We start from the raw sequence: 22403 nt of genomic DNA on the forward strand, positions 1-22403 counted from the left end.
CAAAACAATTATAGTTAAAAATAATTATATTTTGTGGGATTTTTTTTCCTTTGAGTAGTTTTTATAATATAGGTCTAAACTCACCCTCTTCTAAGGGTTTTAAATCTCGATGATATTTTGGGTCCATACTATTAAACCAGCACTCTAGAATTTGCAGAGAATCCCCATGGGATACAATTAAAATATCCATATCTTTCATCTCTAGTTCTACTCTTTTTACAAATGAAGATGTTCTATTATATACAGATTTTACAGATTCAACGTTAAAGTTCTTATGTTCGGGGTCTATTCTATCCCTATCCCAAACAATTTTATAATTTTTATTGCTTTTAAGATCAAAATCACCAAAAAACCTCTCTTTTAAGTCTGTTATATACTCAATATTTATAAGCCCTAAACTCTTTGCTACTATTAAGCTAGTCTCTATAGTACGTTTAAATGGGGATGAGTATATTAAATAGGGTTTATTAATAATTTTTTTACTTTTTAACAAGATATCTCTTTTACCTAGATCTGTTAAACCGTATTCTGAAATTCCAATATCCAAATCACTGACAATTAACCCATCTCTATTTGCAATACTATTACCGTGTCTTAATAAATAGTACCTATTATTTAAATCTCTTATCAAAATTAACTCCAACATTTGTTATCAGTTTCTTTAAGCTCTTAGGAGCATCTGATAATAGTCCGGCCCTTTAATTTCCCTTTAAGCATCAGCTCCACTTTTTCATTTATTTTATCGAAAGTGATCTCTTCATAACTATTTAATAAAACTTCTGACTTCCAAGGTCCTGCTAGTTTCTCCCATACAATCTCTCTAGAACTCATTGGATAATTTTGAGAATCAATACCTATAAGGGTTACACCTCTTAAGATAAATGGAAATACTGTTAGGTCTAACTTAGGAGACGCTACATTACCACAACATGTAACAACTCCTCCAGGAATTGTGGTTTTAATTATATTTTCTAAAATAGTTCCACCTACCGTATCAATTGCCCCAATATATAGAGGTTTTAATAGAGGTCTCTTATCTGTATTCTCAAACTCACTTCTAGATATTACATTTTTAGCCCCAAGTTCTATTAACTTCTCTTTTTCTGACTCTTTTCCTGTAACAGCTGTTACAAAATAGCCTAATTTGTTAAGGATAGCGATACTAAGTGAACCTACACCACCAGTGGCTCCGGTTACAACAATATCTCCATCATTGGGTTTTATAAGTTGAGTAAGACGTAATATAGATATTCCAGCGGTTAAACCAGCTGTACCGTAGATCATTGCTTCCTTCATAGATAACCCTTTGGGCAGTTTAACAACCCAAGCTGAAGGTACCCTTATATACTCACCAAAGCCACCATCAGTATTCATCCCAAGGTCGTAGCTTGTAACAATAACCTCCTCATTAATACTAAAGGTACTATCTTCTGACTCAACAATTACACCTACAGCGTCAATCCCTGGTGTATGGGGGTAATTTTTTGTCACACCTCTATTTCCACTTACGGATAAAGCGTCTTTATAGTTTAGAGATGAGTAGTGAACCTTGATTAAAAGCTCTCCATTAGGAAGATCACTCAAATTCCTTTGTGTGATCTCTCCAATAAAATTATTCTCTTTTTCTGTAACAACAAAAGCTTTAAATTGACTCTTTTCCATAATCTCTTCCTTTTAATATATAGCTATATATAAGGTAAAATAATTATTGAAAGTTTTCTATTCTAATTTAAATAAAAGCTATTTATTCTTTTTATCTAATTTTTTCTGTTTTTTTTCCTTAGGGGTTAAGGATGGTTTTGTCTTTACATCTTTTTTACCCTTATCTTTTTCACCCATTTTTAAATCTCCTAGATATATTATATCATAAAAATTAAATTAAAACCCTTATATAATCAGTAAAACCTCTTTCTACTACTTAAAAGCATAAGATTTTTTAACTCTATAATACTTTCAGAACTTATCCACTTCTCCTCAAACTCTTTATATTGTACAAGGGTTGCAATGGAGGCAATAGTTTTTAAATGCAAAACCCTCTTTTCCTTTGTACCACCTAATAGAAAGATAGCTTTAACAGCATTCTCATTATCTGTAAACTTTATTCCATCCTTACATCTTATTACTGTTAAAAATATTTTATCCATACCATCAATAATAATATGGGGTATTGCAAGAAAATCGGAAACCGCTGTATTTGAACTTTTCTCTCTTTCTAAAAACCGTGATATAACTTCATTTTTATCCATATCAACTTCTTCAGAGATACTTTTACCTACAATATTTAAGAGTTCCTCAAAATTGTGTGGCTCATTTATATCGATTATATTTGCATTCTTAATTAAGTTATCAAAGTTATCCTGCTCAATATTATCCCGATTTATTAAAACTTCCCTTAACTCATCTTCTAAAAGGTTGTCAGTCAACTTTCCATCTGTAACTCTTTTTAATAGGTATAAAAGTGCTGATTCTCGACTTTTTATCTTTCTTCCATAAAACATATAGAGACAAAAACTAATAAATATAAAAGAGAGACTTATCTCTATTGCCTCTTTACCTAAATCTATAATAAAAAATGTAAATAGTATAACACAGGCTATCTGCAAAAACGGGTATAATGGTGTTTTAAAGCTTGGTTTATAGTTTGTTATCTTACTCTCCCTTAATACTATTACTGAGATATTTGTTAAAACATAGGATGTTAGAATTACAGTTGATGCTGATTTTACAAGTATTTCTAGGGGTAGTAATAGGGACAAAAATATTAAAGTCCCTGTAATAACAATAGCGACTGTAGGTGTATTGTACTTTTTATTTACAGCCCCAATATTTCTTGGTAATAACTGGTCCCGGCTTAAAGCCATAGGGTATCTAGATGCGGACATAATTCCTGCATTTGCTGTGGTAAAAAAAGCGAGCATTGATGCTATAACAATTACTAAATATCCAATCTGTCCGGTTAGAACTTTTGCTGAATCTGCAACTGGAGTTAAAGAAGCTCTAAAAAGATCTGGGTCTAAAGTCCCTGTAATAACAAATGTAATTAATCCATAAAAAACTGTTACAACAACAATTGAGGCTATCATTCCCAATGGGATGTTTCTTTTAGGATTTATCATCTCCTCTGATAAATTAGCAACATTTAAAAGTCCACCAAAGGATATAAATATAAATCCTGATGTTATTAATAGGTCGTTAATCTTGACTGTTAAAAATGGGGTAAAATGTGAAGCTTTAACCTGGGGAAGTCCTACAATAATAAATAGTAACATAATTGATAGTAGTCCTGTTACCATAATTGTTTGAAATACAGCAGCCTCTTTAACTCCCCTAATATTGATTATTACAAAAAAAAGACAAAATAAAAATGATGTTATTATCATATTAAAACCTGTGTAGATATAGATAATCTCAGAGATACCAAAAATAGCAAATGCACTTTTTAGGGATAGGGCAACCCAACCTAAAAAACCTGATATGGAACCAAACATAGGACCAAAGGTTTTGTTAATAAAGTAATAGTCTCCCCCAGCCTTTGGCATTGCAGTTGATAACTCAATAACACTTAATATCCCTAACAAACCAAGAATACCTGCAATAGAATATGAGATAAATAGTGCAGGACCCGCTTTAGAAAAAGCTAACCCTGGTAATATAAAAATACCAGAACTTATCATAGCCCCAGAGGCTATACTAAAAACACCAAAAAATGACAATTTTTTTTCTAAATTCATGTACAAACCTCTCTTTATTCATATATTTAAAAGTATAAGAAAGGGTATTTATTATCGCAAGTTTTTATTAAAAAATTATGAAATTATAGCCCAACTAACCCTATCACCCGATTTGGAACCTTTCCCGCTACAGTTTACCTCAACATACTTTACTGTTTTCTCTCTTTTTTTATCATCCCAATTATGCCATCCATTTGGGTGAATATGATCCCCTAAATAACAATCTATAAATGAAACTCTCCCATAAGGCCTCCAAGGTCTACCTAGATATACACTACCCTTCTTAGCATCTCCTGTTAGTTTACAATTCTTAAATATATACTCTGAGATACCACCTTTTACATGGGAGGCAGCTGTTATATAACACTGTTTGTAATCATTATTTTTTTTGGAGTAAATTTCACAATTTTGAAAAATAGCATTTGCTGATCCAAAAATAAAATCAAAGTCTCCCATTATAAGGCAATCTTCAAAAAGTTGGTTAAATATTACCTCACTAGCCTCATTAGTATATGAAAACTCAAATTGAGGATTTATCCACTTAGGTAGTGGATCTGTAGGAATAGGCCCCGTAAAGAGGGTATCTTGGTGACCTAATAAACAGCAATTTTTGATATGAACCTTATTAGAATCTACATATAGCGCCACAGCTTGCCCAACAATTTGTCCCCTTCCTGATGAGTTTTCTATGGTTATATTTTCCATGTAAAAATTCTCACAACCTATATACATAGTGAAAGAGTTAAAAGTCCCCATTTTACTACTATCTTCTAATATTTTAGTTGCATGGTCATTATATGAAATTATACATTTTTCCCTACTTGTACCAATTATTGATACATTTGGGTTTAATACTCTAACCTTTTCATTATAAATACCCTCTTCTAAATAAATTACTACTTTAGAATCATCTAAACTATCTAAACTATCTAAACTATCTAAAGCCCCTTGAATTGTTATATATTCTGAATTAGGTCCAACATTTTTTCTTATAACTATATCCATCGTATTTTCCTTATCAATATATATTACACTTTAAAATATTTATTTTAAAAGCCTAATTGTTATATAATACATTGACTATAGTAATAATTACTATTAACTTTAAGATAGATTATAATAAAGGAATTAATATGAAAATAGAAGTGTGGTCTGATTTTGCTTGCCCTTTTTGTTATATTGGGGAGACAAAACTAAACAGAGCATTAAAAGAGTTAAATTTAGATGATGAAGCTTTGATAGTTTATAAGAGTTTCCAACTAAATCCAAATGCAACTAGCCAAAAAGGTAAGGATCTAAATCAACTAATATCTGAAAAATACGGTATCCCCTATGAGCAAGCTGTTGCTTCAAATAGAAATATAGTTAATGTAGCAAAGGAGTCTGGCCTTAATTTTAACTTTAATAAGATTCAACCTGGGAATACAGCCTTAGCCCATGAGTTACATAAATATTCAGAAACAATTAATAAGGACCTAGAAATGGCAGAGGTCATATTTAAAGCTTATTTTGAAGATGGTATTGATATTAGTGATAAAGTGGAACTTATTAAACTAGCAAATAAGGTTGGAATTAAAGAGGAGGAAGTAGAGGATATTTTTAATAATAAAAAATTTAGTAATGCTGTGATAGAAGATCAGAATTTAGCAATTAGTAATGGAATAAACAGTGTCCCATTTTTTGTTATTGATAATAAAAAGACTATTTCAGGAGCACAGAGTATCGAGCATTTTAAAATGGTATTAGGTGAAAATTAACATTAGCCTAAATTTTTTTTACAATATTGGTTTATAGGATTAAACGAATGGACAAAGAAGCAGAGAAGTGTAGTTTGGATCTTTTTCGTAAATGTATACCATATTTTGAGGTTCTTGCTGATGAAAATCGTCAAAAACTGGTACTACTACTAGCTGAAGGTCATCAGGTTCTAAACGTGGGAGATATAACAGAGAAAGTATCCCTATCAAGACCTGCAGTTTCACACCACTTAAAAATACTTTTAAGGGCGGGAATGGTAAACTATACAAAAAAAGGAACCCAAAACTACTATTTTTTAACTATAGGATCCATGGTGAAAGTTTTGAAAGATTTTGTAACTACAGTGGAGAAGACATGTACAAAAAATACATAAGGAGTTTTTATGAATAAAACAATTAATACAATTAAGGACCACAGATCAATTAGACAGTATACGGATAAGGATATTGATAATAGTGAGTTAAATGCAATTTTAGAAGCAGCCCATGCAATGCCAACGTCAATCCATGGACAGCAGTTATCAATAATTGTGGTTAAAGATAAAGATAGAAGGGAAAAAATATCAGAACTTGCGGGAAACCAACCCTGGATAGCTAAGGGTCCTGTTTTTTTAGTATTTATTATGGATATGAATAAAACAGCAAAGGCTGGAGAAAAGGCCGGACTACCCCAGGTAATACAAGAGAGTGCAGAGGGTGTTTTAGTTTCAAGTTTTGATGCAGGCCTAGCAATGGGAGCAGCTATAATTGCAGCTGAATCTTTAGGTCTAGGTATTGTTCCAATTGGTGGAATTAGAAAAAGCCCCCAGGAGATGATTGATCTACTAGAACTACCTAAAAATACTTTCCCAGTTGCAGGCTTAGTAATAGGACACCCAGAGAATATGTCTGGGAAAAAACCAAGATTATCCCTAGAGAGCTTTGCCCATAAAGAGAGGTATAATGATGAGATTGTAACAAAAGCTGTTGATGATTTTGATATTGAAATAGCTAAGTATTATGAGAAAAGAGGGGATAAGAGCAGTAATTGGAGTGACCAGATAGCTGGATTCTACCAGCAGGTTTATTTCCCTTTGGTTTACCCTACACTTAAGTCCCAGGGATTTACATTAGATAAATAAGTAAAGTTTTTATAAAATATTTATTTAAAAAATAAACTACTAGGGTTAGTATTTAAAAGAGTCTGTTTTTAAAGTAGACTCTTTTTTCATATTAGTAGTAAGGAGTGACCATGTTAAAAAGAGAGAACTTTCCAAAGAATTTTCTGTTTGGAACAGCAACATCTGCATATCAAATTGAGGGAGCCGCAAATAGTTATGGACGAGTACCCTCTATTTGGGATGATTTTAGTAAAACTCCAGGTAAAATAGCAGACTCATCCAATGGAGATATAGCATGTGATCACTATCACCTATATGAAACGGACCTTGATTTAATTAAAAACATTGGCTTAGACTCCTATAGGTTTAGTATCTCTTGGCCAAGGGTTATATCCAATAGAAGGGGTAAAATAAACCAAGAAGGTTTAGATTTTTATGATAGGTTAGTAGATCAAATGTTAAAAAGAGATATAGATCCATTTTTAACTCTATATCATTGGGACCTACCATCATTTCTGCAAGAGATTGGTGGGTGGACAAACAGAGATACGAATAAACACTTTAGAGATTATGCCTATACTGTATCTGAAAAATTAGGTGATAGGGTTAAAAATTGGATAACCCATAACGAGATGTGGTGTACAAGTTTTTTATCCCACCATATTGGAATGTTTGCTCCAGGGGAGCAGAACCTAAAAAATGGTTTTACAGTTGCCCACAACCTACTATTAAGCCACGGGCTAGCTACAAAATCATTACGAGAACACTCAAACAGTTTAAAAATTGGCATCGCACCAAACTATCTACCATGTTATCCGGCTACAGAGTCAAAGTTAGATAGAAGAGCAGCAGAGTTATACGATGGATACTTTAATAGATGGTTTTTAGATCCACTATCAGGGAAGGATTACCCAGAAGATGTTTTAGAATTTGTAGAAGATTTTATGCCAAAGATTGAAACGGGGGATATGGAGACTATAAAACAAGAGTGCGATTTTATTGGAATAAACTACTATAATGCAAACTGGTATAAATATGATGAAAGTATTCCACTTCTTCCATGTAAAAAAGTTCAACCAGATAATTTATGGTTTACAGCTGACAGAGATGTATATGCAAAGGGCCTTTATGACACCTTATATAGGGTTAATAAGGATTATAATTTTAAAGATATATATATAACAGAGAATGGTGCAGCCTTTGATGATAAGTTAGAGATTGATAGTAATGGAAATAAAGTATGCCACGATCAAGGAAGAGTAAGATTTTATAAAGAGCATTTTGAACAAGCAAGCTTGGCAATAAAAGATGGAATACCATTAAAGGGTTATTTTGTATGGTCTCTACTAGATAATTTTGAGTGGGCTGCAGGTTATACTCTAAGATATGGTATGCACTATACTGATTATAATACCCAGGAGCGAATTCCTAAGGATTCTGCAAAATGGTTAAAAGATTTTATAAATAATTAACATTTTCCTAATGCATCTGTAACATTTATATATATAAATAGTGTTATAAAGAGCAAAAAGGAGATCATAAAATGAAAATACTTACAAAATCAGTAATATCATTAGTGCTTTTATTAATAGCTATGAATTATTATTTACTAGTATAAGGCGTTTAACAGAGATAGAAAAAGATGTTTTTAATGGTAATGTCCTATACCCTACTCCATCAATATCATAAGAAGGAAGTTCATTGGCTTCAATAAAATGATAATACCCACTTTCTATTTTTTCTAAGATAGCCACATGAAAGGCGTTATCATTCTTATCCTTCCAAAAGATAAGGTCCCCCTTACCAGGATTAGAAACATTAACAGTAAAGTACTTATATAGTTCATCTGCTGTTTTATCATTTAAAATTCCATTGTTATATCCAAAAGGGAGAACATAATCTGTGTTCTCGACAGCATATTTGAAAACATTTATTATTAGTCCTGAGCAATCTATGCCTTTTATTAAGGATCTGTAGGGAGGGACATAAACTGTCTCATTACCACCAAGTTGGTAATTAAGTTCAGATTCTAGATAGTATTCAGCTGCAAAATAAGCTTTTAATCGGACTAATTCTGGGGAGATAATATAATTATCATCTACTGTTGTCTCATGAACTATACCGTAAAATTCGTCATAAGAGACCCATTTACAGCTAATAACAAGAAGTATAGTTATTGGAATTAATAATAATCTTTTCATACTTATAATATAGGTATTATAGTGTTATTATTTGTTTATGGAAACTACTGATATTAAAGCCGAAGAGATATTGATACTGGTTTTAGATGCAAAAAAGAAACTTTTAGATAGTCATAAAAAACCTACAAAGGTTATAATGCACTCTAAATATTATAAAAAGTTAAAACTATATAGAGCGACTCTAGGAGATTATCCAGAAGGAATGGAGGACTATCTAACCCAGGATAAAATGTTTGGACTAGATATATGTATAGATAATAACTATGGAATACAGGTAACTATTTAATAGCTTGTAATATGTGGTGTAACAATGTAAAATTACACTATATGAACACAAGTGAATTTAAACCTCTTATTGTACAGGGAGACTCTTCTCTTCTTTTAGATGTACATAATCCAGATTTTGAATCTGCTCGAGGAGATATAGCTCCATTTTCGGAACTTGAAAAGTCTCCAGAGCATATGCATACATATAAAATTACTCCTCTCTCTCTGTGGAATGCAGCATCGGCAGGAATAACCCATGATGATATAGCTGAGATTTTAGATAATTATTCAAGATTCCCTGTTCCTGAAAACGTAAAGTTTACAGTTAGGGATATTATAAGTAGATATGGGAAACTTAACTTAGATAAGACCGATGATGAGATGGTTCTTAAACTAAGTGTAGAGAGTGAGATTATCTATATGGAGTTAACAGCACAAAAATCCTTAAAACAACTTCTTATACCAAAGGGTAATTTAGAGTTTCATTTAAAACTATTAGATAGAGGTGTTGTAAAACAGGAGTTATTAAAGCTTGGTTATCCAGTAAAGGATTTAGCTCCACTTAAAGATGGTGACCCATATGAAATAACATTTAGAGACGTTACAGAGTCGGGTAGAGCCTTTGGTATAAGGGATTATCAAAAAGAAGCCTGTGACTCCTTTGTAGGGAACAATCTACCGGGAACAGGTTTTGGAACCCTAGTTCTTCCCTGTGGAGCTGGTAAAACTATTGTTGGAATGACAATAATGGAAAAACTACAAACTAATACACTAATCTTAACCACTAATGTTGCTGCAGTACACCAATGGATTGATGAGATAGCAGATAAAACCAATGTTCCTAGAGAGGATATTGGAGAGTATACTGGGGATAGAAAAGTAATAAAACCAATTACAGTAGCGACCTATCAGATTCTTGTATGGAGAAAAAATAAAGAGAGTGAATTCCCCCACTTTGACCTTTTTAGAAAGAGAAATTGGGGTTTAATTGTATATGATGAGGTTCATCTACTCCCTGCTCCTGTTTTTAAAGTAACAGCAGAAATTCAGGCAGTAAGAAGGGTTGGATTAACAGCAACACTTATTAGAGAGGATGGAGCAGAAGGGGATGTTTTTACCCTAGTAGGCCCTAAAAGATATGATGTCCCTTGGAAGCAACTAGAGGATAAGGGTTGGATTGCAACAGCCTACTGTCATGAGATACGTGTGGATTTATACGAAGATGACAAGATAAAATATGCAGTTGCAGATAAGAGAAAGAAGTTTAGAATTGCAAGTGAAAATCCTTGGAAGGTATCAATAATTAAAAAGTTACTGGAACAACACAAGGAAGATCAAACTTTGGTTATAGGTCAATATGTTGATCAATTAAAGGAGATAGCTAAAATAATAAATGCACCTTTAATAACAGGAAAAACACCAAACCCAGAAAGGGAAGTTATATTTGATAAGTTTAAGAGAGGTGAAGTTAAGGTTATAGTAGTATCAAAGGTTGCTAACTTCGCAATAAACTTACCAGATGCATCAATAGCAATCCAGGTTTCTGGAACATTTGGATCAAGACAGGAAGAAGCCCAAAGACTAGGTAGAATATTACGACCTAAGGAAAAGGATTCATTTTTCTACTCTGTTGTAACAAGACACACAACAGAGGAGTCCTTTGCGGCTAATAGACAGAAATTTTTAACAGAGCAGGGTTATAAATATAATATTGAAATTTGGAATACAAAGGATTTAATGTGATAAATATATCAGACCAGTGGAAACATATAATGTTAACTCTCCCGGATAACTATTTTTTTGAATTAATGAAAAATTATCTAGGAAAGATAGAGACACCATTTAATAAGCACAAACTGGTTGATAAATTAGCTAGCTTCTTAGTTAAGAACAGTGCGGACGAGGTAGTTTTAGGTGACCTAGATGAGAAGGAAATTTTAATTCTTACTTCCATAGAGTTTATTGAAAAACCAACTGCAAAAAGTATCTATGAGTTTTTTCTTGGAGATATTGCCTTTATTGAGCTTTGTGATATTTTAAAAACATTAGAAGAGAAGTTGATAATCTATAGTGATCTATCAATTATATATATATCTCCCCTATTTTTTGATGATGTTAAAACATCGATTATAAATCCAGGACTACTATATAAAAGTGAACCAATAACACCCTCATCTGGAAGTATACTATGGCTATCAGACTCACTACTCTTAAGTTTTTTATCATTTTTATTTCATCAAAAGGATCTGCTTAAATCAAGTGGTGCATTTAAAAAAAGGGCGTATAACCAGATAGAGGAACTCTATCCAAACCTTTTTTCTGGGGATTTAGGAAGCAGAAAACTAGAACTTGTTAGAAGAATAATACACAATTTAAAACTCTTTAGAATAGATGGCAGTAGCCTAATTCCAAGGGAAGAGATTTGGCAGGAGTTATTATCTCTTTCCAGGGCCGAACTTTGGTTATACTTGGTCTCTGCTGGGACAACAGAGAGTTCACACCAACTTGGAGATAGAATAACAACAGTTAAAAGAGTTATTGAAACAATTCCTAAAAGTAGAAGTTTCTACCCAGAAAACATAAAAAAACTAATTAAGGCTATTAGTACAGATTCCCACTTAAGCAATCACGCTGCGGTTTCAGAATTTATTGATGATCTTATAGTTTTAAATGTATTAGAAGCTAGGGAAGATGGAACTATTACCCAGAATCCTATTCTTGACCTAAATAATCTTAACCCTGACTTCGGGGATACAAAGACAATTATTCTACAACCGAATTTTGATATTACCTATAAACCCTGGATTACCTTAAAAGACGGGTACCTTATAGCCCTATTCTCAAACCTTAAAAAGATGGATATTTATACTGAGTTAGCAATAACCAAGGAGTCTGTAATTAGAGGTTTAACTATTTCTAATCTAGATGAGTTCCAAAAACTAATAGAGAGAATAACCGGGGTAGATATTCCTGACAATATACAACTAACACTTAAAGAGTGGGAAAAAGAGTCAACAAAGGCGAGACATTATGAGGCATCTGTTTTAATTTTAGATGATGATAAAGAGTTTATTTTAAAAGAGACTGGTGTTATTGATGACCTTATTTTATTAAACCCAGCTAAAGGTGTATATCTAATTAAACAAGAGGATTATAAACACGCTAAAACTCTATTAGAGAGTGTTGATATTATACCAGTAGATAAAAATCATCTAGCTCCCCTAGAGTACTCTAAACTACCAACATTTAGTAACTCACAACCACTACACATTGACTGGGAAGAGAAAAAGATTGATTCTAAGGGTACAATTAAAGATGAACTTCTTAAAACCCTGCGAAACATTCCCGCGTCAAAAGATGAGTTGGAAGACTTAAGAAAGAGAATCACCAGAGGAATTATTTTTACTAAGGAACAGGTACAGCCAGGTATTAGCAAAACTGATTTCTCTGAGGCTAAGGGTATCAACTATCAGGCAAAACTAAGACTTATCGAGGTTAGTCTTAAGTCTACAAACGATAGACTTGAGATAAACTATGTAGAAGATTTTAATATTAAGAAAGAACTTATACTACCAGAGAAGGTTGAAAAAAATGGGGATGTTAAAATTCTCCATGGATTACAACTTCCCCAAGAGATGCCATTCTCCATTGATATTAGTAAAATCAGTCTTGTTAAGCGAATACAGACAACTCTATTTTAACTAATTAAGACTACATATAGGGATATGATTATCTGTTTAAATTAAAGGGTAATCATAACCTATATGAACCAGTTCTAAACAATTGGATAATCATACCCTGTGTATATTTTGAACTGCCTATACCCCTGCTCTAATAACATCTGCCAGCCATTAAGTATTTTACAACCAGAATCTACCCCCCTAGCTAAGAACTTAGTAACCTTTGGAGTATAAATAACATCATAAAGAAACTCATTACCAGTAAAGTCGTAGAAATCTATGGGGTCAATGTCCTCTAAAGGGTGCATACCAACATTAGTATTTTGAATAATTACATCTGAATAACCCTTAATTATATCTATATTATCCCTACTTAAACCTGAGTACTCCATATTAAACTGTTTTGCTAAAACTTTAGCCTTCTCTAGTGTTCTATTTACAATTAAGACATTAGCCCCTTCCTCCCTTAGGGCAAAAAGTGATGCCTTTGCAGAACCACCTGCTCCAATAACACAGACATTCTTTCCCTTTAAAGTCCCATAGGATTTTATTAAAGGGGTGATAAAACCAATATAGTCCGTATTATCCCCTACCCACTTATTATTAATTTTAACAACAGTATTACAGGCTCCAATCTCCTTAACAGATGTTGTTAGGGAGTCCATTAAGGGAATAATTTCTGTTTTAAAAGGTACAGTAACAGAGAATCCTTTTAAACCTATAAGGTTAGCAATTTTAATAAATATAGTAGGATCATCTATTTCAAATGGAACATATACAGCGTTTAAACCTAGAGATTTATACCCTTTATTATGAATAGCAGGGGATTTAGTGTGCATGACAGGATTCCCAATTATACCAAAAACTTCTGTATCCCAATCAATATTATTAAAACTGTAGGTTTCCTTTAATAGGGTTGGGGTAACATGTCCTGGAGCTGCAGATGCCCCGTTGGTAGAAGTAAAGGTTAAAAAAGATCCTATTTTATGGGCTAGAACTCTAGTATTAAACCCCATATTCCCCATACCTAGAACTATTTTCTCTATGGACTTAATCTTAAGGGACTCTTTATAAAAAAGTAAAAGATCCTCTGTAGATTTAATCATAACAGCGGCCTTAGGTAGTTCATCATTAGACCTTTTAATTCTTAACAATCTATCTGCTAGATCTTTAGGAACACCATTAAAGTCGTGGAATGATCTAATTATTTTAACATTATGAACCCTTGCTAACTCCTCTAAATTAGGGGCTATTAGGTCCTCTTCTAAATCAACGTAGGAGAAATTACCACTTTTAAGACCAAGCTCTAAAATTTTAATTCTATACTCTTCATCCCCATTATATAATCCACCATCAACACTCTTTCTAAATGTAAGGATTGTAGGTATATCAATTTTAAAATTGTTAATTTTTAACTGTTCACTTCTCTTTAATAAATCAACTCGTAACTCAACAATCTGAATTTCACTTCCATGTTTTTCAACACTATTAATACACTTTTTTAAACTATCTTCTGTTAGTGTTAAACAAATTTTACTCATTAGTAGTCCCCTCGGTATAGATAGATATCGTTTAACTTATCCCCTAAAAAATAGAGTCTTAAAATAAGAGGAAAACCTCTATCAGGTCTTCTATATATATATGAGTTATCTTTTATTTCATGTGGTTTGCCTAAAAGCTCATTAACAACACTTTTATCATCACCTAGTTTTAACTTAAGTATCGAACCCTCATATTTAGAATCGGCTCTAATCTGCCAAACTCGATTTTGATTAAAATAGAGATATACCCTATTATCATAAAAGAAGATAACATCATCCTCTTCCGTCCTCTCTCCCCTTTGGGTTAAAACATAGTTTGGAGATCCAAACTCCTTTATAACCTCTACAGGTATCATCCCTATGTAGTTATCTAAGGAGAATAAAAATATATTACTTAATAGAAATAGTATTAGAAGTATTTTTTTCATAGACTCATTCTATACAATTTTTAAGAAACAGGTCAAACTGGCTCTTATCTTCTATTTTGGTATGGCTATATCTAGTAATACCATTAAAGCCAACACCATAGGAGATGGGAATTTTACTTTCTATGGCGTATTTTAATGAGTGTTGGGTACCACTTCCCTCCTGTGCCTCTATAACAAATAACCCCTTGGATAGACCAACAATTATTCTGTTCCTTAAAACACAACGAAATTTTTCAACTTTTGTATTTGGAGGGTATTCTGAAACAAAGACACCCCTATCTAAAATCCATGGGGCTAGACCATCCCTATACCCCATAGGGATAACTGCAATTGTAGATCCTCCATTTGTTATGGTTACTCTATGGGCTAGTTTATCACAACCTCTAGCTAACCCACTAACAATACACCAACCACTTTCTATAGCATTTAATACAAATCTGGATCCAATATCTACTCCAGTGGAACTTGGTTCTCTAGTACCTACAACGGCTATATTCTTTTTGTTAATAATTAGTGATTCATCACCCTTAATATATAGTAGCAGAGGCCTATACTCTACACCTAAATTAGGAGGATGGATAATTTTTACACCAAGATTAAAACACTGCTCCTTTAACCTTGAGACATCATCAATAAACTGACTTGGTTTATAACCTGACTCTTTATAAACAAGATACTCAAAGTAGTTAAAGTCGTTAATAAGGGCCTGGTTTTTTTCTAGAAAACTCCTGATTTTAACAATTCCAAAACCGGGAATCATCTGTAATAAAAGTATATTATCCATACTTATCTTATAATACTATTTTAAATTCTGCTTCTATTTATAGCTAAAAAAGAAATACTCCGTCATCTAACTTAGTACTCTTAGACTCCTCTTCCTTAGCTATATCTAGATTCCACTCCTTAGAAAATCTTACAACTTCCTCCTCTTCACTTGCTGTAGTACTTATCTCTTTTAAAAAGTTTATTACTCTACCTCGCACTACTTTCTTTTGATTATCATCCATATACAGGTCGTAATTTCGGTCCATTAAACTACTATCTGCAATTTTTTCTAAAAATTGTAGTATGTGGTTTGTTTCCTGGCTTGCAATATCTTGAAACTGCATATTTTGAATGGAAGAGTGGAGGTTATTTTGTAGATTAACAGAAACATCATTAAAATTCTTTATTATTCCTTTTATTGAAGTTGCAGAGTAATCTAATATATTTTCAAATGGGTTAAACCTATTAAAAATATTTTTTGCAGCACTATCTACATATTTTATCTGACTTGAGAGTTCAACTCTCTGTTTTTCTATATTATTTACAGTATCTTTAATCTGTTGGTTTGTACTCTCTGCAACCTTAGCTGTTTTATCTGCAAAGTTAGAAATATCGTTACCTAAAACCTTAAACCCACCGCTATCCTTAATTCTTGCAGCCTCGATCCTTACATTTATTGAGATAACCTTTACCTGCTCGGCAAGTTCAATAATATCCTTTGTAGTTTTACTTATATAGTTAAAACTATCCATTGATGTCTTAATAAACTCGTCAGCTAATAGGTTCATGTTATTTATAACCTCCATAAACCGAGAGAACTCCCTATTTATCTCCTTAGAAGCATTAAGAACATAGGCTAAGTTATCACTTTTATCAGTATCAAATATTGATTCTAAAGAGTCTTCTGAACTTTTAACAATTTCATCAGTCTCCTGGGATATTGACTCAAACCTTTGATAAAGCTCACTAATTGCTACCTCTTCGACCTTCTGTGTATTTTGAGTTAACTTTTTAATTACAGGCAGACTATTTCTAATAAAATAGATCTCTTCTGTACAGCTATGACAAGTTTTTGGTCTATTACTACCCCTTGGGTCAACTACAACCTCTTGAATTATATCTTTAACAAATACCGGCTCCTCTTTAACTTCTTCTATAGGAAGGGAAGGTTCAGCCTCAATTTGATTCCAAGTCTTATCTTTTTTCCGATTAATAATTATTAATAGTGTGATACCTAGGAGTATGCTAACAAAATTTGAGATTATTAGAAAACTAGGAATAAAGCTAACAAAGATAGAAATTAGCATTAGAATTATCAGTAAACTTTGTATCATATAAAATCCTCTAGCCTATAATATAGACTAATTATAGCCAATTTATAATTGGTTTTTTTAATAATTTATGTTAAGGTTCCACTATGTTTAACTTAAATACTGACTTATTAGTCATTGACTTAGAAGCAACTGCTGGTGTAGACGAAAATGGAAACCAAACCAATAACTATATTATAGACCTAGGAGCAGTCCTACTCAATAAAAACTTAGAGATAGTCTCCTCTTTTGAATCCTTAGTAAAACCAGAGGAAGAGATAACTGAGTTTATTACAAATTTAACAAAAATTGATAACGATATGGTTAAAGATGAAGATCTTTTCCCAGAGGTTTCTAATAGATTATTAAAATGGTTAGTAGATAGCCTAGAGGGAAGAAGTATTAAAAAAATTAGACTATGCGCCTGGGGAACATACTTTGATATACCTCTTTTAAGAAGTGTATACAGTAAATACTCACTGAATTATCCATTTTCTGGAACATCATTTGATATAAAAACAATGGCTCTTATGTGGCACAGCCTTAGTGGAAAAAAGACAGACAAACTACAAGTATCCACTGTTGCAAAAGAGATGGGTATAAAAGCTGATGGGTTCTACCATAGAGCCTTAACAGATGCTTTAGTAGAAACTAAAATACTGCAAAGGGTATGGTTAGACTTACAAGGGTTCTTCTTAGAGGATAAAACAGGAGTAAAACACTACAATATTGTGGCAAACTAAGTTATCTTTTTAAGTATTTTAATCTTTTATATGGTCTAACCCTTTTAGTTTTATCTGGAAAAAATAGATCTCCTCCCTTAGTCAACCAAGAGATACCAAAAAAAACAAGGGCTGTAGATTCTGCAAAAAACACAAAGTGTCCAGGACTATTCTTTGGAACTAAAAAGTATATAAAAAGAGAGATTATTGATAAAACCATCATAATACCACAGATCCTATAAAGTATATTTCTTCTAACCTTTTGTGAATTACTTTTATCCCCCTTAGTAAAAAGAACAAGGGAAAAAACTGCTAATATAATAAATAGAAGTGTGGCACATATTATATGTATAGTCCCAATGATCTCCACTTTATCATTTTGTGAAGTAGGGAAAAATGCTACACCAAAGGCAAAAATACCAGCTATGTTACCTAAGATATCATCTGTCTTATCATATCCTGCATAGAAGAATAGAAATAGACCGACACAACACAGAGCTCCAACAAATACATCTCCCATATTTGTATAATAATAATCGCTTATAGAGGCTTGTAACTGAACCGACTTACAAAAACCACCTATCATTAGGGTAAAGGGTAAAAATAGACCTATATACCCAACAGTTTTTCTAAGGGATTTGTACGTATGGATAATATTACTCATTTTAAAACTCCATTTTTAAATATATTTAATAAAAAACTCCTATAACTACAATAATACTATGTAGTTAAAGGAGTCTATTATGGTGCTATTTATATCTGTTATTGGAAACTATAGACCAATTTTTGTCTTAAGTCCCATAGATATAACTCCACCATTAGCAATATCATAAGATCCACCATTTGATGCAAACCAATCTAAGTAGAGACCTAAAGAAGTAAATATACTTTTAGTATTGGTAAAGAAATCATAACCTAAACCAACTCCAAAACCTAACTCTGTTGCAGCAGGAACTGCACCTGCTGCTGGTGTTGTTATAGAACCAGTATACATTGTTAAAGTAGCATTTTCTGCTGGAACAATGGAGATATTAATTGTATCAATAGATATACCATCTATCTCTGTAAAACTAAATCCACCTTTAAATGCCTCAGAAAAAGTATAGGTAAAACCCATACTATTAGATGTTACAACTTCTCCAGTATCTACATTGTATGCAGCACCAGAACCTAGTTCAAACGCAAAAAACTGTGGTGTTTCGGCAACAGCTACAACTACAGATAGAGTTGTAAGTAGTGCTAAAATAAGAACTTTCTTCATTTTTTCTCCTTTAAAAAAAATTATTACATGTTTTGAATTATGAGTTTTGCATACTCATTTGTACCTAGGGTCTCAGGATCTCCAGACATCATTGATGCTAAATCCCCTGTAACTCTTTTGGATGAAATAGTAGTACTAACTCCCTTCTCAATAAGGTTAGCAGCCTCCTGCCAGCCCATATACTCAAACATCATCTTCCCAGATAGGATTATAGATGATGGATTCGCCATATTCTTCCCTGCAATATCAGGGGCAGTTCCATGGGTTGCCTCAAAAATAGCAACACCAGTATGATAGTTAATATTAGCACCAGGGGATATTCCAATTCCTCCTACTTGGGCAGCTAATGCATCAGAACAGTAGTCTCCATTTAAATTAAGAGTTGCTACAACATCATAGGCTTCTGGTTTTAATAATATATTCTGTAAAAAGGCATCGGCTATACAGTCATTTATTAAAAGTTTACTACTATCATTTGGGTCTTTAGTAACTTGGTTAGGAAACTCCCTTAATGCAACTTCATAACCCCAATTCCTAAAAGCACCCTCGGTAAACTTCATAATATTACCCTTGTGAACTAATGTTACAACTTTTCTTTTGTTTTTTAAAGCGAATTTTATTGCTTCAATAACAAGGCGTTCAGTGGACTCTTTACTCATAGGTTTGATTCCTAAACCAGTCTCACCCTTTATATCCCAATCCATCTCATCTTTTAAGAATTTTTTTAATTTATCAACTCTTGGGTCATCAGATGCTACTTCAAACCCTGCATATACATCTTCTGTATTCTCTCTAAATACAACGATATCAACTTTTTGAGGCTCTTTTACTGGAGTCTCTATACCTGAATAGTATGAAACAGGTCTTAAACATACAAAGAGATCTAAATTCTGACGAAGCGTAACATTTAAGCTTCTAATACCTCCACCAACAGGAGTCATTAATGGACCTTTGATTCCAATTAAATAATCCTTAAAAGAGTCTTCAGTCTCCTGGGGTAACCACTGACCAGTTTTATCAAAAGCCTTCCCACCAGCAAGAACTTCTCTCCACTCAATCTTTTTACTATTTCCATAGGCTTTTTTTACAGCTGCATCAAAAACAGACTGAGCTGCCTGCCATATATCACAACCAATTCCATCACCTTCTATATAAGGTATAACAGGATTATCAGGAACATTTAATACTCCATCAACCATCTTAACTCTGTTAATCATAATTACTCCTTGTTATGTAATATTACTAAATTAGAACAAACTTGCAAAGGGCTAGCCCTACATGATAGAATCCCCAATATGAAAATCAAATACCTAATAATTTTTATGTTTATACTTATAAGCCTAACCTCTTGTAATAAAACAAATTATTCCCAATATATAGATAAAGAGAGTTCATCTAAAACTGAATTAAATCAGCTATTTTCACTTATAGAGACATATACTACTTATTCCGAAAATAAATTTACAGTTATGAACGAGATAATTAACCTCCTTTTAAAGGATAAAGATGGAGGCAAATTAAATTTATTTATTACAAGTTATATAAATGAACACCCTGATGATCCATATAATTCATACTATCTATTAAATTTAGCATCATATTATTTAAATGAACATTTAGATAATTTTGCTATCCAGTATCTACATAGTGCAGTAACAAAATATAAAGATCTTATTATAAGGGGCGAATCAACCCATTTTAAAGCCTTAGAAGTTCTTTTAGATATTTCAAAAGAGAGTGAATATAAAATACTTTATTATAAAAAGCTTATACGAGAACACAAAGATAGAGTAAATAAAAAAGATGTATTTACCGGAGGTTTAGGTGAACTCTACTACTACCTAGGTAAAACATTAGAAGAAAATGAACAGTGGGAAGAGTCGATTGAAGCCTATAAAAAATATCTAGAGTTTGAAGATACTGTTATATCTACTAAAAATGATGTTAGGGAAGAGATAATCAAAAAGGTAGGTTTTTATTACTCAGATAAAAAGTGGGTCGTTAATGATTTAAACAGACTAGTTGCCAATGTTAGATATGCAATTTCCATTAGAAACCCAGCTCTTTTGGATAAATACAGAGCGTTTGACTTCTTTATTATAAACTGGAATTCCGACTATGCAGATTTAAAGAGTAGCTTTCCTATGGAGTCAAATGTTTTAACAGGAATGAGTATAAAATCAGAATCAAAACTTGACCCAATGTCAACAGATAATGAAGCCTACTTAGCAGTTTACGGTAACCGTTGGAGTAGTAGTATATGGTTTGTATATCCAGTATGGTACTTTTATTTCAAAAAAGTGGACTTCCCTATGGATCCAGAGATACACGGAGGTTGGGAATGGGCAGGCATTTTCCTTGGAGAAAAAGTTTAATACTTTTTTTTATTTTAAACAGACTACTTCATTTAGCAGCAGAGCCATTAGTTTCACAAAATCATAATCCAAGATGGAAGTCGGAGATTAAATATGAGAAAAGAGATATATTTAGTAGTATAAATGACTATAAAAGAAGTCAGTTCCTAGATTTAGATGGATATGACTCTAAGGCCATAGAGACACTATATAAGCAGGTAAAAAAGGATAATTGGGATAAGTATTTAAAAACAACCTATTCTAGACTTCTACCATATAGAGATTTTATTGCAGCAGAGGTTGAAAAACAGGGTGTACCCTACGAGATTATCTATCTACCAATTGTAGAGTCCGCAGCATATCCTATGGCAACTAGTCATATGGGAGCTACAGGATTATGGCAGTTTATGTCTAATAGTAGCTCAGCCTATGATATGAAAACTACAGAGTGGGTTGATGAGAGAAGGGATTTTATAAAATCAACTAAGGGAGCAATAGCAAAGTTAAGTTATAACTACAAAGTCACTGGAGACTGGTTACTTGCCCTAGCTGCATATAATTGTGGGTTAAATAGGGTAAAAACTGTTGTAAAAAAAAGTGGTATAGATGATTTTTGGGAATTATCAAGGTTAGGACTACTTCCAAAAGAGACTATAAACTATATCCCAAAACTTTTACTAGTTAGTTCTCTACTACAGGATAAAAACTTATATAATGTACCTATTAAATGGGATATAAACGAGTGGAGCGAGGTTGAATTGGAAAACTCTATAGACCTTAGACTCCTAGCGGAAAAGTCAGGTATACCATTTAAAGTTTTAAAAGATGGAAACAGTGAACTTTTATATAATGTTACTCCACCAATAAATAGTTCTTATAAACTGAAAATTCCTAAAGAGTATACCGATAGTGTAAAAAACGCTTTATTAAAGCAGGATACTCTTATAGAATTCTACAAATACAGGGTGAAATCAGGAGATACACTATCTGAAATAAGTTATCATTATGGGTTATCTACCCCTAGTCTAATAAAATACAACCCTGGGGTAAGCCCTAGAACTTTAAGGGTAGGAAGGGTTTTAATAGTTCCTGCAATAAAAAAAGTGGAGCCCTATGGTTCTAATATTGAAACAAAAATTTTTAAGAATTATTATGTTGTAAAGGATGGGGATACTCTATGGGGTTTATCCATGAAATTTGATACAACTGTGGAAGAAATTGCATTAAACAACGGAATTAATGTTAATAACTATATAAAAAAAGGTATGAGGTTAAGGGTTCCTTAA

General features: G+C 32.6%; 22 protein-coding genes. 10 read left to right on the forward strand and 12 right to left on the reverse strand.

Annotated features, from left to right (window positions below; translation table 11 throughout):
- Positions 1–61: 61 nt before the first annotated feature.
- The 4 genes from EW093_RS04145 to EW093_RS04160 form a co-directional block, all read right to left on the reverse strand.
- Positions 62–631, reverse strand: coding sequence for a histidine phosphatase family protein (locus tag EW093_RS04145; protein ID WP_187759824.1), 570 nt, complete (start codon positions 629–631; stop codon positions 62–64).
- A gap of 38 nt (positions 632–669) precedes the next feature.
- Positions 670–1662 (reverse strand): YhdH/YhfP family quinone oxidoreductase, encoded by a 993-nt coding sequence (locus tag EW093_RS04150; protein WP_149567180.1) that lies wholly within the window; start codon positions 1660–1662, stop codon positions 670–672.
- A gap of 233 nt (positions 1663–1895) precedes the next feature.
- Complete coding sequence (locus EW093_RS04155) at positions 1896–3731, reverse strand: amino acid permease (RefSeq protein ID WP_149567181.1); 1836 nt, start codon at positions 3729–3731, stop codon at positions 1896–1898.
- A gap of 75 nt (positions 3732–3806) precedes the next feature.
- Complete coding sequence (locus tag EW093_RS04160; protein ID WP_149567182.1) at positions 3807–4736, reverse strand: pectinesterase family protein; 930 nt, start codon at positions 4734–4736, stop codon at positions 3807–3809.
- Positions 4737–4864: 128 nt separating this feature from the next.
- On the opposite strand from EW093_RS04160, the gene EW093_RS04165 reads away from it, so the two are divergent.
- From EW093_RS04165 to EW093_RS04180, 4 genes are all read left to right on the forward strand, one after another.
- A complete protein-coding gene (locus EW093_RS04165) occupies positions 4865–5488 on the forward strand; it encodes a DsbA family oxidoreductase (RefSeq protein WP_149567183.1) in 624 nt (207 codons plus the stop codon).
- A gap of 47 nt (positions 5489–5535) precedes the next feature.
- Positions 5536–5862, forward strand: coding sequence for an ArsR/SmtB family transcription factor (locus EW093_RS04170; protein ID WP_149567184.1), 327 nt, complete (start codon positions 5536–5538; stop codon positions 5860–5862).
- 9 nt (positions 5863–5871) lie between these two features.
- Positions 5872–6609 carry an NADPH-dependent oxidoreductase gene (locus EW093_RS04175; RefSeq protein WP_149567185.1) on the forward strand — a complete coding sequence of 246 codons (738 nt, stop codon included), beginning with the start codon at positions 5872–5874 and terminating at the stop codon, positions 6607–6609.
- 110 nt (positions 6610–6719) lie between these two features.
- Positions 6720–8060 carry a GH1 family beta-glucosidase gene (locus EW093_RS04180; protein ID WP_149567186.1) on the forward strand — a complete coding sequence of 447 codons (1341 nt, stop codon included), beginning with the start codon at positions 6720–6722 and terminating at the stop codon, positions 8058–8060.
- A 120-nt stretch (positions 8061–8180) separates the two neighbouring features.
- Here EW093_RS04180 and EW093_RS04185 read toward each other — a convergent pair whose 3' ends face one another.
- Positions 8181–8789, reverse strand: coding sequence for an NlpC/P60 family protein (locus EW093_RS04185; RefSeq protein ID WP_149567187.1), 609 nt, complete (start codon positions 8787–8789; stop codon positions 8181–8183).
- 37 nt (positions 8790–8826) lie between these two features.
- On the opposite strand from EW093_RS04185, the gene EW093_RS04190 reads away from it, so the two are divergent.
- The 3 genes from EW093_RS04190 to EW093_RS04200 are packed head-to-tail and all read left to right on the forward strand — an operon-like array spanning position 8827 to position 12757.
- On the forward strand, positions 8827–9075 hold the full coding sequence (locus EW093_RS04190) for a hypothetical protein (protein WP_149567188.1): 249 nt from the start codon (positions 8827–8829) through the stop codon (positions 9073–9075).
- A 41-nt stretch (positions 9076–9116) separates the two neighbouring features.
- Positions 9117–10799, forward strand: a complete 1683-nt coding sequence (locus tag EW093_RS04195; protein WP_149567189.1) for a DNA repair helicase XPB — start codon at positions 9117–9119, stop codon at positions 10797–10799.
- On the forward strand, positions 10796–12757 hold the full coding sequence (locus tag EW093_RS04200; RefSeq protein ID WP_149567190.1) for a hypothetical protein: 1962 nt from the start codon (positions 10796–10798) through the stop codon (positions 12755–12757). The genes EW093_RS04195 and EW093_RS04200 overlap by 4 nt, the downstream gene beginning before the upstream one ends.
- 74 nt (positions 12758–12831) lie before the next feature.
- On the opposite strand, the gene aroE is transcribed toward EW093_RS04200, so the two are convergent.
- Genes aroE through EW093_RS04220 form a run of 4 tightly spaced genes read right to left on the reverse strand, consistent with a single transcriptional unit; the run spans position 12832 to position 16804 of the window.
- Positions 12832–14277, reverse strand: a complete 1446-nt coding sequence (gene aroE, locus EW093_RS04205; RefSeq protein WP_149567191.1) for a shikimate dehydrogenase — start codon at positions 14275–14277, stop codon at positions 12832–12834.
- Positions 14277–14705 (reverse strand): hypothetical protein, encoded by a 429-nt coding sequence (locus EW093_RS04210; RefSeq protein ID WP_149567192.1) that lies wholly within the window; start codon positions 14703–14705, stop codon positions 14277–14279. Before EW093_RS04210 ends, aroE begins: the two co-directional genes overlap by 1 nt.
- Before the next feature lie 4 nt (positions 14706–14709).
- Complete coding sequence (locus EW093_RS04215) at positions 14710–15489, reverse strand: DNA-processing protein DprA (RefSeq protein WP_149567193.1); 780 nt, start codon at positions 15487–15489, stop codon at positions 14710–14712.
- Between the two features lie 43 nt (positions 15490–15532).
- Positions 15533–16804, reverse strand: a complete 1272-nt coding sequence (locus EW093_RS04220; RefSeq protein WP_149567194.1) for a methyl-accepting chemotaxis protein — start codon at positions 16802–16804, stop codon at positions 15533–15535.
- 83 nt (positions 16805–16887) lie between these two features.
- Between EW093_RS04220 and EW093_RS04225 the strand changes: the two genes are divergently transcribed.
- Positions 16888–17523, forward strand: coding sequence for a 3'-5' exonuclease (locus EW093_RS04225; protein WP_149567195.1), 636 nt, complete (start codon positions 16888–16890; stop codon positions 17521–17523).
- 1 nt (position 17524) lies between these two features.
- Here the strand turns inward: EW093_RS04225 and EW093_RS04230 are convergent, their stop codons facing one another.
- The 3 genes from EW093_RS04230 to icd all read right to left on the reverse strand — a co-directional run bounded on the left by EW093_RS04230 (position 17525) and on the right by icd (position 19980).
- Complete coding sequence (locus tag EW093_RS04230) at positions 17525–18166, reverse strand: DUF998 domain-containing protein (protein ID WP_149567196.1); 642 nt, start codon at positions 18164–18166, stop codon at positions 17525–17527.
- Positions 18167–18274: 108 nt separating this feature from the next.
- A complete protein-coding gene (locus EW093_RS04235; protein ID WP_149567197.1) occupies positions 18275–18763 on the reverse strand; it encodes a hypothetical protein in 489 nt (162 codons plus the stop codon).
- A gap of 23 nt (positions 18764–18786) precedes the next feature.
- Entirely contained in the window at positions 18787–19980 is a 1194-nt protein-coding gene (gene icd / locus EW093_RS04240; RefSeq protein ID WP_149567198.1) for an NADP-dependent isocitrate dehydrogenase, read from the reverse strand.
- Between the two features lie 78 nt (positions 19981–20058).
- Here icd and EW093_RS04245 point away from each other — a divergent pair, with 78 nt between their 5' ends.
- Positions 20059–21138 carry a tetratricopeptide repeat protein gene (locus EW093_RS04245; protein ID WP_149567199.1) on the forward strand — a complete coding sequence of 360 codons (1080 nt, stop codon included), beginning with the start codon at positions 20059–20061 and terminating at the stop codon, positions 21136–21138.
- The gene (locus EW093_RS04250) at positions 21105–22403 is read left to right on the forward strand and encodes a LysM peptidoglycan-binding domain-containing protein (protein ID WP_187759825.1); all 1299 of its coding nucleotides are present in this window, start codon (positions 21105–21107) and stop codon (positions 22401–22403) included. The genes EW093_RS04245 and EW093_RS04250 overlap by 34 nt, the downstream gene beginning before the upstream one ends.

Origin of the sequence: Thiospirochaeta perfilievii (assembly GCF_008329945.1) — a bacterium.
In the GTDB taxonomy this organism is placed as follows: Bacteria; Spirochaetota; Spirochaetia; order DSM-2461; family DSM-2461; genus Thiospirochaeta; species Thiospirochaeta perfilievii.